This window comes from Streptomonospora salina, from assembly GCF_014204715.1.
In the GTDB taxonomy this organism is placed as follows: domain Bacteria; phylum Actinomycetota; class Actinomycetes; order Streptosporangiales; family Streptosporangiaceae; genus Streptomonospora; species Streptomonospora salina.
Map to the genome: position 1 here is coordinate 997230 of NZ_JACHLY010000001.1, position 14091 is coordinate 1011320.

Consider the following 14091-nt stretch of genomic DNA (forward strand, 5'->3'; position numbering starts at 1 on the left):
CCGTGGCATCCGACCGTCCCGACACTGCGGGCGCCCCCGGAGGGGCGCCCGCACGCCCGCGCCTCCCCGGCGGCTCACTGGCCCCGCGCGGATCCGCGACCGGGCAACTCGCCAAAATCGCCGTACTCGGACTGACCGCGGCCATCGCCCTGTGGGCGGTGTTCCCCCTCTACGCCGCACGGCAGTGGACCGGCGTCGCGGCCGTCGCGGCCGTCACGGCGCTGATCTTCTACGTGTACCTGTCCAAGCGCGCCGTACCGGCCAAGTACCTGGTCCCGGGAACGCTGTTCCTGATCGCCTTCCAGATCATCCCGGTGCTCTACACGATCAGCACCTCGATGACCAACTACAGCGACGGCCACCGGGGAACCAAGGAACAGGCGATCGACCAGATCGAGGCCTCCTCGGTCGAGCGGACCCCCGACTCCACCCCCTACACCCTGACGGTGGCCGCGCGCGGCTCCTCGTCCGAGGGCGAGCTCGTGTTCCTGCTCACCGACCCCGGCGGCGACGCCTACGCCGGCGACGCCGACGGGCTGCAGCCGCTTTCCGGCGCCACCGCGGACCCCTCCGGCAAGATCACCGACGCCCCCGGCTACACCGTCCTGCCACCAGGCGAAGCCAACGCCCGCAGCGCGGAGATCACCGGCTTCGCCGTACCCACCGGGTCGGGGACCGGAATCCGCTCCAGCGGACTGTCCAGCGCCTTCGAAGGCCGCTCCCGGCTCGCCTACGACGCCGACTGCGACTGCATCACCGATACCGGCGACGGGCGCGTCTACACCGCCGACGACGACCGCGGAGCGTTCGTCACCGACGGAGGCGAGCGGCTCCCGCAGGGCTGGCAGGTCAACGTGGGCCTGGCCAACTTCGCGCGCTTCGTGTCCGACTCCGACACCCGCTCGTCCTTCCTGAGCATCCTCACCTGGAACGTCGCCTTCGCCGCCGGAACGACGGCGATGGTGTTCGTGCTCGGACTGGGCGTGGCGCTGACGCTGCACACCCGCGAGCCGCTCGCCGGGCGCACCGCCTACCGGTTGCTGGTGGTGCTGCCCTACGCCATGCCCTCCTTCGCGATGTTCCTGCTGTGGAAGTCGATGTTCAACGCCGACTTCGGCCTGGTGAACCGGCTCTTGGGACTGGACGTGGACTGGTTCGGCCACCCCTGGTCCGCCCGCGCCGCGGTGCTGATCGTCAACATCTGGCTGGGTTTCCCCTACATGTTCCTGGTCGCCACCGGCGCCCTGCAGTCGATCCCGCGCGAACTGGTGCAGGCGGCCCGCATCGACGGCGCCGGCGCCTGGCAGGCGCTGCGCCGGGTCACCCTCCCCCTGCTGATGGTGTCCATGGCGCCGATCCTCGTAGCCACGTTCGCGTTCAACTTCAACAACTTCAACGCGGTGTGGCTGACCACCGAGGGCGGGCCGTTCCCGACCGACAGCCCACTGGCGGGCGCGACCGACCTGCTGATCACCTACACCTACCGGCTGGCGTTCGGCGTCAGCGGCGCACAGTACGGCTACGCGGCCGCGCTGTCGGTGTTCATCTTCCTGATCGTCACCGTGATGTCGGTGGTCAGCCTACGCAGAAGCGCGTCCCTGGAGGAGGTTCACCGGTGATGACCGCAACCGCCGCGCCCGAGCGGGCGCCGACGCGACGGCGCACACCGTCGCGCCGCGCCGTGCTGTGGCTGCAGCGCACCGGGTGGCGCCACCTGGTGATGCTCGCTTTCCTGGTCTTCGCGCTGTTCCCGATCCTGTTCGTCGTCTCGGCGGCGCTGAACCCCCTGGGCACGCTCAGCAGCTCCACACTCGTCCCGCGGGCGGCCGGGCTGCAGAACTTCACCGAACTGCTCGGCGAGACCCGCTTCGGGCGCTGGTACGGCAACTCGCTGCTACTGGCGCTGACCAACGCCGCGGCCACGGTGCTGCTGTCGGCGATGGCGGCCTACGTCTTCAGCCGGTTCCGCTTCCGCGGGCGCCGGCTGGGGCTCTACGGGCTGCTGGTGATCCAGATGTTCCCGCAGTTCCTCGCCATCGTCGCGATCTACCTGATGTTCAGCACGGTCAGCGACTACTGGCCCACCTTCGGGTTCAACACCCCGTGGGGGCTGATGCTGGTCTATCTGGGCGGAGCGCTGAGCATCAACACGTGGCTGATGAAGGGATTCTTCGACACCATCCCGCCGGCGCTGGACGAATCGGCCAAGGTCGACGGCGCCACCCACGCCCAGGCGTTCTTCCGGATCATGCTGCCGCTGGTGACACCGGTCCTCGCGGTGGTGGGGCTGCTGGTGTTCATCGCCACCGTCAACGAGTTCCTGCTTGCGAGCGTGTTCCTGCGCGACCCCGAGGTCAAGACCGTCGCGGTGGGGTTGTACGGCATGGTCGCCGACCAGCGCGACGCCAACTTCGGCCTGTTCTCCGCGGGCACGCTGCTGCTGGCGGTACCGGTGCTGGCGGTGTTCTGGTTCCTGCAGCGCTACATCGCCGAGGGCCTGACCAGCGGGGCGGTCAAGGGCTGAACCGCCGCGCGGTGCGGGAGCGCCGGTGGGGGCGGTGGTCGCAACGGCCGCCGCGGCCCCGGCGCTCCCGGGCCTCAGCGCTTTTTGGCGTCCTTCTCCGTAGCGGCGGCGTCGTCGGTGGACAGCGCGGAGATGAACGCCTCCTGGGGAACCTCCACCCGGCCGACCGTCTTCATCTTGCGTTTGCCCTCCTTCTGCTTCTCCAGCAGCTTGCGCTTGCGGCTGATGTCGCCGCCGTAGCACTTGGAGAGCACGTCCTTGCGGATCGCGCGGATGTTCTCGCGCGCGATCACCCGCGAACCGATCGCGGCCTGCACCGGAACCTCGAACTGCTGGCGCGGGATGAGCTCGCGCAGCTTCTTGGTCATCTCCACGCCGTACGCGTAGGCCTTTTCGCGGTGCACGATCGCCGAGAAGGCGTCGACCATCTCACCCTGCAGCAGGATGTCGACCTTGACGAGGTCGGCGGCCTGCTCGCCGGAGGGCTCGTAATCCAGCGACGCGAAGCCCTTCGTACGCGACTTGAGCTGGTCGAAGAAGTCGAAAACGATCTCGGCCAGCGGCAGGACGTAGCGCATCTCCACGCGGTCCTCGGACAGGTAGTCCATCCCCTGCAGGGCGCCCCGGCGGGCCTGGCACAGCTCCATGATCGGGCCCACGAACTCCGCCGGGGCCAGCAGCGTGCCCTTGACGATGGGCTCGTGCACCTCGGCGACCTTGCCTTCGGGGAATTCGCTGGGGTTGGTCACCTCGTACTCGGTGGCGTCCTCCAGGAACACCCGGTAGATCACGTTGGGCGCGGTGGAGATCAGGTCCAGGCCGTACTCGCGCTCCAGGCGGGCGCGGGTGATCTCCAGGTGCAGCAGCCCCAGGAACCCGCAGCGGAACCCGAAGCCCAGCGCACCGGAGTTCTCGGGTTCGAAGGCCAGTGCGGCGTCGTTGAGCTGAAGCTTCTCCAGCGCGTCACGCAGCACCGGGTAGTCGCTGCCGTCGATGGGGAACAGCCCCGAGAACACCATGGGCTTGGGGTCCTGATACCCCGGAAGCATCTGTGAGGCGCCGGTGTGCGCCGACGTCACGGTGTCGCCGACGCGCGACTGGCGCACGTCCTTCACACCGGTGATCAGGTAGCCGACCTCGCCCACACTCAGGCCGTCGACCTTGGTGGGCTCGGGGGAGATGACGCCCACCTCCAGCATCTCGTGGTTGGCGCCGGAGGACATCATCTGGATGCGCTGGCGCGTGCCCAGGTGGCCGTCGACCACGCGGACGTAGGTGATCACCCCGCGGTAGGTGTCGTAGACCGAATCGAAGATCATCGCGCGGGCCGGAGCGTCGGCGTCGCCGACCGGCGGCGGGACCTGCGTCACGATCTCGTTGAGCAGATCCTCCACCCCCATGCCCGACTTGGCGCTGACCCGCAGCACCTCGGACGGGTCGCAGCCGATGATCCCGGCCAGCTCGGCGGCGTACTTGTCGGGCATCGCCGCCGGCAGGTCGATCTTGTTCAGCACCGGGATGATCGTCAGGTCGTGTTCGAGCGCCAGGTAGAGGTTGGCCAGCGTCTGCGCCTCGATGCCCTGAGCGGCGTCGACCAGCAGAATCGCGCCTTCGCAGGCGGCCAGGGAACGCGACACCTCGTAGGTGAAGTCGACGTGGCCGGGGGTGTCGATGAGGTTGAGGACGTAGGTGGTGTCGTCCAGCGCGGCGAACGGCAGCCGCACCGCCTGGGATTTGATGGTGATACCGCGTTCGCGCTCGAGGTCCATGCGGTCGAGGTACTGCGCGCGCATCTGGCGGTTCTCGACGATGCCGGTCAGCTGAAGCATGCGGTCGGCCAGCGTCGACTTGCCATGGTCGATGTGCGCGATGATGCAGAAATTGCGGATCAGCGCGGGATCGGTCCGGTTCGGCTGAGGCACCGTGCTCCGTTCGGATAGCTCGCAGGTCGGCCAGTATGGCGGGGGCGCGACGCCGCGGCGTGGCGGCGATGCTGCGCGGTCGTGTGCGCCCATGGTCCCACCCGCCCGCTGCGGCGCCTGCCGCGCGCGTGGGGCGAGAATGGACCACGCGGCACACATCAGGTTATGCGAGAACGGAGGACGCACGTGAAGTGGTTCCTGCAGCGCGTGCTCGCGGCGCTGGCCGCGGTCGTCGTCGTGGCGCTGGGAGCGGCGGTGCTGGTGCGGGTCCAGTTCACCGGCGACCCCGCCTCCTGGGCGGTATCGGACGGATCGAACGCGCTGTGGATGGGGCACGCGTGGGTGGACGGACGCAGCGGCGAAGCGGAGCTGGAGCAGCTGAAGCCGCGCATCGAGCAGGGCGGCATCAGCGACGTATACGTGCATGTGGGGCCGCTGGGTTTCGACGGGCGGCTCGACCCGGCCAAGCACCCCGAGCTGGAGGGGTTCCTGCGCATGTTCCGCAGCGAGCTGCCCGACGTACGGGTGTCGGCGTGGGTGGGCCAGCGCGTGGAGAAGGGGGAGCTGGACCTCGGCGAGGAGGCGGTCCGCGAACGCGTCGTCGAGGCGAGCGAACGGCTGGTCGAGTCCGGTGTCGACGGTGTCCACTACAACTTCGAGCCCGTGCCCAACAACGACCCGGGCCTGATCGCCCTGCTGGAGTCGGCGCGCGACCGGCTGCCCGGGGAAACGCTGCTGTCCAGCTCGGTGCCCACCGTGGAACCGCTGGCCGGAGTCGCGTTCACGCTCGGGCTGGCGCTGTCCAAGGACCCCTTCTGGTCCGCAGGGTACCTGGGCCGTGTGGCCGAGCACCTGGACCAGGTCGCAGTGATGTCCTACGACACCGGGATGCCCACCGAAGGCCTCTACGGCGGGTTCGTGGTGCGCCAGACGCAGGTGGCGATGGACGCGGTACCCGAAGACGTGCACCTGCTGATGGGCGTGCCCGCCTATGCCGACGACCACGCCGTGCGCAACCCGGAGGCCGAGACCACGGCGGCCGCGCTGCGCGGCGTCCGGCTCGGGCTGTCCGAGGGCGGGCAGCGGCGCGAGGGGTTCGGCACCGCTCTGTACGCCGATTTCTCGGCGACCGGCGGGCAGTGGGAGTCCTACATGGACGGTTGGGCGCGGCCGGACGGATCGCAGGGACAGGACGGCTGATCCGCAGGTGCGACGCGCCGGGCGCGAGCACTCGGCAGCGCAAGGCATAATGGTAGTCCCGTGTCTCGGATTTTCCACGTTCAGTTTGAGCCCTTCGGTCTCACACACCTGGCGTCGGCACGCGACCGGCCTCCCCGCGGAACGGCTGCCCGCGGAAGGTGCACGCGCGCCCGAGCCGCATAAGAAGCAACTGGAGCACGTTTTCGCATGGCGAACATCAAGTCGACGGAGAAGCGCATCCGGCAGAACGAGGAGCGCCGACTGCGTAACCAGTCGGTCCGTTCCTCGCTGAAGACGGCGATCCGCAAGTTCCGCACGGCCGCCGCCTCCGGCAATGTCGAGCAGGCCGTCGTCCTGCAGCGCGCGGCTGCGCGTCAGCTCGACAAGGCGGCGAGCAAGGGCGTCATCCACAGGAACCAGGCGGCCAACCGCAAGAGCGCCATCGCCAAGCGGCTGGAGAAGCTGCAGGGCACGAACTGAGCCTGACCGGGCACTAGCGCTCCGGCCGCGCAGGTTCGCACACGGGCCGCCTTCCGCACCGCGGAAGGCGGCCCGCTGTATTCGGGTTCGGGCCGGAAGGTTTTCCACAAGCGGGAAATCCGGGAGGACAGCCGGGACCGGCGTTCCTTAACTTCGTGGCCATGTCGCCTGTGCTCCGCTCCCGCCGCACTCCCGCCCACCCGTCGTCCACCGCGTCGGCGGCCGCGCCCGATCCCGACGCCGTCAGCGCACTGCGCCGCCTCCAGACCCTGTCGGACCGCTGCCGGGGCCCGGTCGCCGACGACGCAGCCGCTCCTGATCCTGACCCGGGGCCGGGGCCGGATCAGGAGTCCGCCGCGCCGGCTCCGCCGGCGGCGGACGCCCCTCCGCCACCGCCCTGCGCCGCACCGTCCGACGCCCCGCAGGCGCCGCAGCGCCCCGGGCCGCCGTCGGAGCCGCCCGCCGCCGACCACGCACCCCTTCCCGCGTTTTCCGTGCCCGCCCCGGAACCGCCGCCCCCGCCCTATGCGGCCGGCGGCACCTCCCCCGCCGCGCCTCCCGCCGGGGACGCGGACTCCGGTCCCCGCTCCCCCGGGGCGCCCCACCCCGGTGGCCCCACCGCGTGGGGCTCCCCACGCACGCACGACCGGCAGCGGCACCCCGGCCGGCACCGCCGCGCCGCCGACACCGCCGCCGCCGACGACGCCGACGACGCCGACGACGCCGACGACCGTGCCTCCCAGAGCGGTTCGACCCGGCGGGGTCGCCCGGACGCGCCGCGCGGCAGACACGCCGCCGGGACGGGCGGAGCGCCGCACCACCGCACCCCCGATCCGGCGGGCCCCCGGCGGCCGGGGCCACACGACGGCGCCGAGTACACGGTCGCCGAACCGCCGCCGGGCTACGAGGAAGCGGCACCCGACCTCCTGCGCCGGCAGCGCTGGTCGGCCCGGATCGAACGCCTCCTGCCCGGCCTCGCCGACCAGCCCCGCTTGGGGCGGCCCGGCTTGCGTGCGCTCCTCGCGGTGTGTGCGGCGGCAGCGGCCGTGACCGCGTGGCTGGTGCTGCAGGCCCGCCCCGACCCCCAGCCCCCGCCCGCCCTCCAGGCAGGGGCCTCGCCCGGTCCCGCGTCCGGCGGTCCGGCGGACGCGCCGTCCGCGTCCGCGGCGAGCTCCGGTCCGGCCGCGGACGTGACGGTGCACGTCGGCGGCGATGTCCGCTCCCCCGGTCTGCTCACCCTCCCGGCGGGGTCCCGGGTGGCCGACGCGCTCGACGAAGCCGGCGGCGCCACCTCCGACGCCGATCCCGCGGCCCTCAACCTGGCGCGGCCGCTGGTCGACGGCGAGCAGATCCTGGTCGGGGCGGCCGCCCCCGCGCCCGCTGCCCCGGGGGCGGCGCCCGCCGGCACCGCTCCGCACGCTCCCGTCGATCTCAACACCGCCACCGCAGAACATCTGGAAGGGCTCCCGGGTGTGGGGCCCGTTCTCGCCGAACGCATCATCTCCTTCCGCACCGAGAACGGCGGCTTCGCCTCGGTCGACCAGTTGCACGACGTCAGCGGGATCGGCGAGCAGCGCTTCGCCGACATCGCCGAACAGGTCCGGGTCGCCGGAGTGTCCGAGTGACGCCGGCCGCACGTCGCCGGGCCGCGCCGGGCCGGCCGAGGCCCGCACTCCCGTGACGTACCTGGGCACCGACGCCCCCGACTACGCGCACACTCCCGACCTGCGGCTGGTGGCGCCCGCGATCGGCACCTGGGTCTGCACCGCCGCCCTGTCGGGCGGTACGTCGCGGACGGCGGTGCTCGTAGCGGCGGCGCTGACGGTGAGCGCGGCCGTGGTGCGGGCTCTGGCGCGCGGGCGGGCGGGGCCGGCGCGGACGCTGGTGGTGGCGGTACTGGCGTGCTCGGCCGCGGGCGCGGTGGCGACGGGCGGTCGGCTGGCGACGGTGGAGTCGGCTCCACTGCCCGACCTGGCCCGCGAGCGCGCGTGGGCCGAGGTCGAGTTGGTCGTCACGGACGATCCCCGCCGGCGGAGCGGGCCGCCCGAACCCGGCCGGGCCGAGCTGGTCGTGCGCGCCCGCGCGGAGTCGGTGCGCACCCGGTCCGCGGACGGCCCGGCGGGTACCGCCGCACCCGTCCGCACGCGGGTCCCCGTCGTCGTCCTGGCCTCCGGTGCGGCGTGGCGCTCGCTGCTGCCCAGCCAGCGGGTGCGGGCCTCGGGCACCGTCGTTCCCGCGGGCCGGGGACTGACGGGAGCGCTGCTGGTGGTGCGGGGACCGCCCGGCGACGTGCGGCCGCCCTCACCGTGGCACGCCTGGGCCGGCGACGCCCGCGCGCGGTTGCGGGGCGCGTCGTCCGGTCTGCCGGAACCGGCCGACGCGCTGTTGCCCGCTCTCGTCGTCGGCGACACCTCCGGAGTCAGCGCCCGCACCTCCGCCGCGTTCGAGGACAGCGGTCTGACGCATCTGCTGGCGGTCAGCGGATCCAACCTCGCGATCATGACCGGGGTGGCGCTGGCGGCGTGCCGGGGCCTGGGCCGGCCGGGATGGACCGCGGCCGTGACCGGCGCCGCCACCATCGCGGTCTTCGTCCTGCTGGCGCGCCCCGAGCCGAGTGTGCTGCGGGCGGCGTTCATGGCCGCCATCGCGCTGGCGGCCCTGGCCGCGGGGCGCCAGCGCGTCGGGCTGACCGCCCTGGCGGCTTCGGTGCTGGGGCTGCTGCTGTTCGACCCCGGACTCGCCCGCTCGCCCGGATTCGCCCTGTCCGTACTGTCCACCGGCGGGATCATGGCGCTGGCGCCGAGATGGCGCGACCGCTGGTCGGCGCGCATGCCGCGGTGGGCCGCCGAGGCCGTCGCGGTAGCGGTGGCCGCGCACGTCGCTTGCCTGCCCGTGCTCGCGGTGCTCTCGGCCGAAGTCAACTGGGTGGCGGTACCCGCCAACATCCTGGCGGCTCCGGCTGTGCCGGTGGCGACCGTGGGCGGGTTCGCGGTGGCCGGGCTCGCGCTGGTGTGGCCGACGCTGGCGGCGGCGGCAGCCTGGGTTCCGGGTGCTGCGGTGCTGTGGATCGCCGCGGTGGCCGCTACGGCGGCCCGGTTGCCCGGGCGGGCGGTGCCCTGGCCCGCCACCGCGGCGGGCGCGGCGGTTCTGGCCCTGCTCGTGGTACTGCTGCTGGCGCTGCGCGGCCGGGCCGCCCGGTCGGTGTGCGCCGTGGGGCTGGCGGCGGCTCTGGCCGCACTCACTCTGCACTGGCTGGCACCGGCCTGGCCTCCGGCCGGCTGGGCGGTGGTGGCGTGCCGCATCGGGCAGGGCGACGCGCTCGTGCTGCGCGCCGGGGACGGGCGTGCTGTGGTCGTCGACACCGGCCCCGACCCGGTGGCGGTGAGCCGGTGCCTGAGGGACCTGCGCGTCAGCGAGATCGCCCTGCTGGTGATCACCCACGGCGATTCCGACCACGCGGGCGGCACCGCAGGAGCGCTGGCGGGCCGCAGCGTGGGTGCCGCGCTGCTGCCGCCGGGGTTCGACCATCCCCCGACGATGCGCCTGCTGCGCGAGGAGGCGGTCCCGACGCGGACCGGATCGGCGGGCCACCGGTGGAGTCTGCCGCCGTGGACGCTGGACGCGGTCTGGCCGCCGCCCGATTCCGCGGGCGGAAACGACGGCAGCATCGTGTTGCTGGCGCGCTGGTCGCCGCCCTCGGGCGGAGAAGCCGCCCGGATGCGGGTTCTGCTGACCGGCGACATCGAAGAGCCAGCCCAGCGGGAACTGCTGCGCACCACCCACGCCGTCCGCGGCGTCGACGTCCTCAAGGTCCCCCACCACGGCGCGGGGTCCCAGGAGCCGCGGTTCATCGCCGCCACCCGCCCCGACCTCACGCTCACCTCGGTCGGGGCGGACAACCCCTACGGTCATCCCGAGCCCGCCACCCGGTCGCTGCTGCGGTCGGTCGCCCCGGCCAACTACCGCACCGACGTCCACGGCGACATCGCCGTCGTCCCCGGCCCCACCGCTCCGGAGGTCGTCTGCCGCGACGCCGGCGGCCCCCGCGGCCGGGGTTGAAGAGTCCCGCGCCCTCCTTCTCCGGCGCGTGCGACGGGTCCGCCCTACCGGCGGTGTGTCGGGGGCTACACACCGCATTGACCTCAACTTTGGTTGAGGGTTTAGCCTGCGTGCGGACGAACCGCCCCGGAACCCGGGTGACCGATCATGGGAGTCGTCGAATGCGGATCAGCACCGCCCTGCCCACCACCGAATCCGGCGTTGCGGACGTCACCATGGCCGAGCACCGCGAAGACCTCGGATTCGACGGAGTGTCCATGCCGGATCTGCTCTTCGGCGACGGGACACCGGGCGCGGACCCGCTGATCGTCCTTACCGCGGCGGCGCAGCGCACCACCCGGATCAGGCTGGAATTCGGAGTCCTGAGCCTGCCGCTGCGCCCGGTGGCGCCGGTGGCCGCGCAGATCCAGGCGCTTCAGCATCTCTCGGGCGAACGCACCGTGCTGGGCACCGGCCTCGGCGGCTTCCCCCGATCCCCGTCTGGCGGGCCGCGGGCGCCCCGCTCAGCGTGCGCGGCCGGCGTGCCGACGCCGGTGCGCACGCCGCCATCCTCAACCTCGACGGCGGCTCATGGCCCCGGCAGGCCCAGACCCTCGCCGAGGCCGCGGCGTGGCTGCCGTCTCCGCCCTGATCCCGCCCCGCCCACCGGGCGAGCGCGCACAACGGTCACCGCGGCGTGGCATGCTGCAGCTATGGCCACCACGTCCGCGCCCCTGCTGTCCGTCGTCGTCGGCGACGAGGAGCTGCTCGCCGATCGCGCCGTCGCCGAGATCGTCGCCGCAGCGCGCGCCCGGGAACCCGACGTCGATGTGCACGACCTGATGCCCGCACAGGTCACTTCGGGCAAACTCGCCGAGGCCACCTCGCCTTCCCTGTTCGGCGAGCGGCGCGTAGTGGTGCTGCGCTCGGTCCAGGACCTGACCAAGGACCTGGCCGCCGAGGTCACGAACCTGCTGCAGAACCCGGCCGACGACGTCCTGCTCGTGCTGGTCCACGCCGGCGGCAACAAAGGCAAGGCGCTGCTGGACGCCGCGGTGAAAGCCGGCGCGCGCCGGTTCGACTGCGCCAAGCCGACCAAGGCCAACGAACGCCTCCAGTTCGTCAAGGGCGAATTCTCCCGGGCCGGGCGCCAGATCACCGGCGACGCCGCCCAGGCCCTGCTGGACGCGGTCGGAAACGACCTGCGCGAGCTCGCCGCCGCCTGCACCCAGCTGGTCTCCGACACCGACGGGCGCGTCGACGCCGCCGCCGTGGCCCGCTACCACAGCGGCAAGGCCGAGGCCACGGGCTTCACCGTCGCCGACCGCGCCGTGGAGGGCCGGCTGCCCGAGGCGCTGGAGCAGCTGCGGTGGTGCCTGGCGATCGGCACGGCGCCGGTGCTGATCAACAGCGCATTGGCGGGTGCGGTGCGCGGGCTGGCGGTGGTGGCCCAGCCGGAGCGGGGGGCGACCGACGCCGACCTCGCCAAACGGGCCAAAATCCCGCCGTGGAAGATGAAGACTCTGCGCCAGCAGGTCCGCGGCTGGTCGCCGCAGGGGGTGGCGCACGCCATGGGGGTGGTCGCCGAGACCGACGCCCGCATCAAGGGCGCCGGCCGCGACCCGGCTTATGCGCTCGAACGCGCGGTCATCGAGATCGCCAACGCCCGCAACCAGGGCTGAGCGCGGTGCGCCGATCGAGCGCGCTGCCGAACCGCCCGGCTCCGCCGTCGGCACGTACTCGGAGGCGCCATGCCGCTCCCGGCTGACACCGGCACCCCGGCCGTGGTGCGGGCGGTGCAGGAGCGCGCGGCCCGCGCCCAGCCCGCGGAGCGCGTCGAGACCGTCGAGGGATGGCTGCTGCGCCACGCACCCGGCTGCTCCTGGTGGCTCAGCGCTGCGCTGCCGCACGGCGGCGTCGTGCCGGGCGGGCTGGAGCGGGGGATCGCCCGGGCAGAGGACTTCTACGCCCGTTGCGGCGCGACCGCCGCGTTCCAGATCACACCGGGTGTCTGCCCTGCCGGACTCGACACGGTGCTGGCCGCGCGGGGCTATACCCGCCGCGGCTCGCTGTCGCTGCAGGCGGCTGCGACCTCGGCCGTTCGCGGGCGAGAACCGACGCCGCCGCTGCGCGTGCGTGTGGACGACCGTCCGGCACCGGCCTGGTTCGGCGCGTGGGCCGCCGTGCACGGCTATACGGCCGAGAGCGCGATCCCCGAGAAGGCGATGCTCGCCCGGGTGCGGGGCCCGTCCGCCTACGCCCGCGCGGTCACCGGGAACGGGACGGTCGCGGTGGGCCGCGCCGTCGCCGAGGCCGGCTGGGCGGGGGTCTTCAGCATGGCGACGCTCCCCGAGGCACGGGGCGGCGGCGCGGCCGGCAGGGTGCTGGCCGCCCTCGCGGAGTGGGCCCGACAGCAGGGTGCCGACCGCATGTACCTGCAGGTGGAGCGCGACAACGCTGCGGCTCTGCGCCTGTACGAGCGGGCCGGCTTCGCCGAAGTCTGCGGCTACCACTACCGCACAGCGCGGTGCTCCGGCCGGCGGTCGGCTAGCGGATCGTCTCCCCGCCGCGCCAGACGCGGATGGTGTTGAGTCCGTAGGACCACGCGAAGGCGCCTTCGTGGTCGGCGTCCCACTGGACGATGTCGGCGTACTGGCCCGGGGCCAGGAATCCGCGGTCGGTGAGGCCCAGGGCGTAGGCGCTGCCGACCGTGGCCGCCCGCAGGGCCTCCAGGACGCTCATGTGGAACATGGACACGGCCATGCTGACCGCCAGCGGCAGGGACATGGTCCCCGACTGTCCCGGGTTGTGGTCGGTGCCCAGGCCGACCGGGACACCGTGGTCCAGCAGCTGGCGCACGGGCGGGGTGCGCCGCTCGTGCATCGACGTGGTGGGGCACACGACCACCGGTGTGGAGGTCTTGGCGAGCGCCAGGACGTCGTCCTCGTCGGTCTCGTGGAGCAGGTCGACCGACGAGCACTGCATGTCGGCTCCCATACGCACCGCGCCGTGGCGGGGCTTGGCGCAGGCGTGCATGTGGGTGGCCAGGCCCGCCCCGCGCCCGGTGGTCAGCAGCCGCGAGGCGTCTTCCGGGGTGAACTGCTGGTTGTCGCAGTACACGTCGACTCCGTGGGCGCCGGCCTGGGCGGCGTCGCTCAACCAGGAGGCCACGGCGTCGACGTAGTCGTGGGAGCGGCCGAAGTACTCGGGCGGAACCGCATGGGCGGCGAAGAAGGTCACTTGCAGCCGCGGCATCCCCGGCTCCTCCTCCAGGGAGCGCAGCAGGCGCACGTCGGCGAGTTCGCCGTCGCGGGTGAGGTGGTAGCCGGTTTTGGCCTCGACCGTGGTGCAGCCGGACAGCACCCAGTGCCGCAGCCGCTCGCGCACCGCGTTGCACAGAGTCCAGGGGTCGGTTCCGCGGGTCACCGTGACCGTGGAGGCGACACCGCCGCCGGCTCCGGTGATCTCGGACTTGGAGGCGCCGCTGGCGCGCATGGCGACCTCGGCGTAGCGGTTGCCTGCGTAGACGGGGTGGCAGTGGGCGTCGATCAAGCCGGGAGTCACCAGGCCGCCGCCGAGGTTGTCGACCTCGTCGACGTCGACGATGTCGTCGATGACCCCGGGCAGGCTCTGCGGGAGCTCGGCGGCCGGACCGACCCAGGCGATGCGGTCGTGGTGCACGAGCATGGCCGCGTTGCTGAGCAGGTCGCTGCCGGTCCACAGGCGCCCGATGTTGGTCAGCAGTCGTACTGTCATCGTCTCACCGGCCCGCCCCAGTAGTCATGACCGCCGGATCGCGGGGGCGGACCGGAACACGCGAGCGGACATAGGCGACCTCGTTCTCGACTCAACTGGCGAGGGGTGGTGCGGCCGGTAAGACGGGCACTCACGGGGCTGGGTGCCAGCGGTCGTAAAACCGTAGTTCAT

General features: G+C 72.8%; 12 protein-coding genes. 9 read left to right on the forward strand and 3 right to left on the reverse strand.

The window, feature by feature from the left end; all coding sequences use genetic code 11:
* Nucleotides 1-2 precede the first annotated feature (2 nt).
* Both HNR25_RS04575 and HNR25_RS04580 read left to right on the forward strand, forming a co-directional pair.
* Entirely contained in the window at nucleotides 3-1619 is a 1617-nt protein-coding gene (locus HNR25_RS04575) for an ABC transporter permease subunit (protein ID WP_184633477.1), read from the forward strand.
* Nucleotides 1619-2524, forward strand: a complete 906-nt coding sequence (locus HNR25_RS04580; protein ID WP_184633478.1) for a sugar ABC transporter permease — start codon at nucleotides 1619-1621, stop codon at nucleotides 2522-2524. Before HNR25_RS04575 ends, HNR25_RS04580 begins: the two co-directional genes overlap by 1 nt.
* A gap of 74 nt (nucleotides 2525-2598) precedes the next feature.
* Here the strand turns inward: HNR25_RS04580 and lepA are convergent, their stop codons facing one another.
* The gene (gene lepA / locus HNR25_RS04585) at nucleotides 2599-4446 is read right to left on the reverse strand and encodes a translation elongation factor 4 (RefSeq protein WP_184633479.1); all 1848 of its coding nucleotides are present in this window, start codon (nucleotides 4444-4446) and stop codon (nucleotides 2599-2601) included.
* A gap of 186 nt (nucleotides 4447-4632) precedes the next feature.
* Here lepA and HNR25_RS04590 point away from each other — a divergent pair, with 186 nt between their 5' ends.
* The 4 genes from HNR25_RS04590 to HNR25_RS04605 all read left to right on the forward strand — a co-directional run bounded on the left by HNR25_RS04590 (nucleotide 4633) and on the right by HNR25_RS04605 (nucleotide 10185).
* On the forward strand, nucleotides 4633-5646 hold the full coding sequence (locus HNR25_RS04590) for a glycoside hydrolase family 18 protein (RefSeq protein ID WP_184633480.1): 1014 nt from the start codon (nucleotides 4633-4635) through the stop codon (nucleotides 5644-5646).
* 207 nt (nucleotides 5647-5853) lie between these two features.
* Nucleotides 5854-6126 (forward strand): 30S ribosomal protein S20, encoded by a 273-nt coding sequence (rpsT, locus tag HNR25_RS04595; protein WP_184633481.1) that lies wholly within the window; start codon nucleotides 5854-5856, stop codon nucleotides 6124-6126.
* A 161-nt stretch (nucleotides 6127-6287) separates the two neighbouring features.
* Complete coding sequence (locus HNR25_RS26385) at nucleotides 6288-7751, forward strand: helix-hairpin-helix domain-containing protein (RefSeq protein ID WP_281387455.1); 1464 nt, start codon at nucleotides 6288-6290, stop codon at nucleotides 7749-7751.
* Between the two features lie 52 nt (nucleotides 7752-7803).
* Entirely contained in the window at nucleotides 7804-10185 is a 2382-nt protein-coding gene (locus HNR25_RS04605) for a ComEC/Rec2 family competence protein (RefSeq protein ID WP_184633482.1), read from the forward strand.
* Between the two features lie 101 nt (nucleotides 10186-10286).
* Here the strand turns inward: HNR25_RS04605 and HNR25_RS04610 are convergent, their stop codons facing one another.
* Nucleotides 10287-10607: a hypothetical protein gene (locus tag HNR25_RS04610; RefSeq protein WP_184633483.1), complete on the reverse strand. Its 321-nt coding sequence runs from the start codon at nucleotides 10605-10607 to the stop codon at nucleotides 10287-10289.
* A gap of 86 nt (nucleotides 10608-10693) precedes the next feature.
* On the opposite strand from HNR25_RS04610, the gene HNR25_RS26390 reads away from it, so the two are divergent.
* The 3 genes from HNR25_RS26390 (at nucleotide 10694) to HNR25_RS04620 (ending at nucleotide 12755) form a co-directional block, all read left to right on the forward strand.
* On the forward strand, nucleotides 10694-10816 hold the full coding sequence (locus tag HNR25_RS26390) for a hypothetical protein (protein ID WP_281387456.1): 123 nt from the start codon (nucleotides 10694-10696) through the stop codon (nucleotides 10814-10816).
* A gap of 61 nt (nucleotides 10817-10877) precedes the next feature.
* Nucleotides 10878-11846 carry a DNA polymerase III subunit delta gene (gene holA / locus HNR25_RS04615; RefSeq protein WP_184633484.1) on the forward strand — a complete coding sequence of 323 codons (969 nt, stop codon included), beginning with the start codon at nucleotides 10878-10880 and terminating at the stop codon, nucleotides 11844-11846.
* A gap of 69 nt (nucleotides 11847-11915) precedes the next feature.
* Nucleotides 11916-12755 carry a GNAT family N-acetyltransferase gene (locus HNR25_RS04620; RefSeq protein ID WP_184633485.1) on the forward strand — a complete coding sequence of 280 codons (840 nt, stop codon included), beginning with the start codon at nucleotides 11916-11918 and terminating at the stop codon, nucleotides 12753-12755.
* Here the strand turns inward: HNR25_RS04620 and hutI are convergent.
* A complete protein-coding gene (gene hutI / locus HNR25_RS04625; protein WP_184633486.1) occupies nucleotides 12712-13920 on the reverse strand; it encodes an imidazolonepropionase in 1209 nt (402 codons plus the stop codon). The genes HNR25_RS04620 and hutI overlap by 44 nt on opposite strands.
* Nucleotides 13921-14091 lie beyond the last annotated feature (171 nt).

Bases quoted from the DNA above. Each gene is read 5' to 3' on its own strand.
- HNR25_RS04580 (WP_184633478.1), top strand. From the start codon at position 1,619: ATGACCGCAACCGCCGCGCCCGAGCGGGCGCCGACGCGACGGCGCACA.
- rpsT (WP_184633481.1), top strand. From the start codon at position 5,854: ATGGCGAACATCAAGTCGACGGAGAAGCGCATCCGGCAGAACGAGGAG.
- HNR25_RS26385 (WP_281387455.1), top strand. From the start codon at position 6,288: ATGTCGCCTGTGCTCCGCTCCCGCCGCACTCCCGCCCACCCGTCGTCC.
- HNR25_RS04610 (WP_184633483.1), bottom strand. From the start codon at position 10,607: ATGCTGAAGCGCCTGGATCTGCGCGGCCACCGGCGCCACCGGGCGCAG.
- holA (WP_184633484.1), top strand. From the start codon at position 10,878: ATGGCCACCACGTCCGCGCCCCTGCTGTCCGTCGTCGTCGGCGACGAG.
- HNR25_RS04620 (WP_184633485.1), top strand. From the start codon at position 11,916: ATGCCGCTCCCGGCTGACACCGGCACCCCGGCCGTGGTGCGGGCGGTG.
- hutI (WP_184633486.1), bottom strand. From the start codon at position 13,920: ATGACAGTACGACTGCTGACCAACATCGGGCGCCTGTGGACCGGCAGC.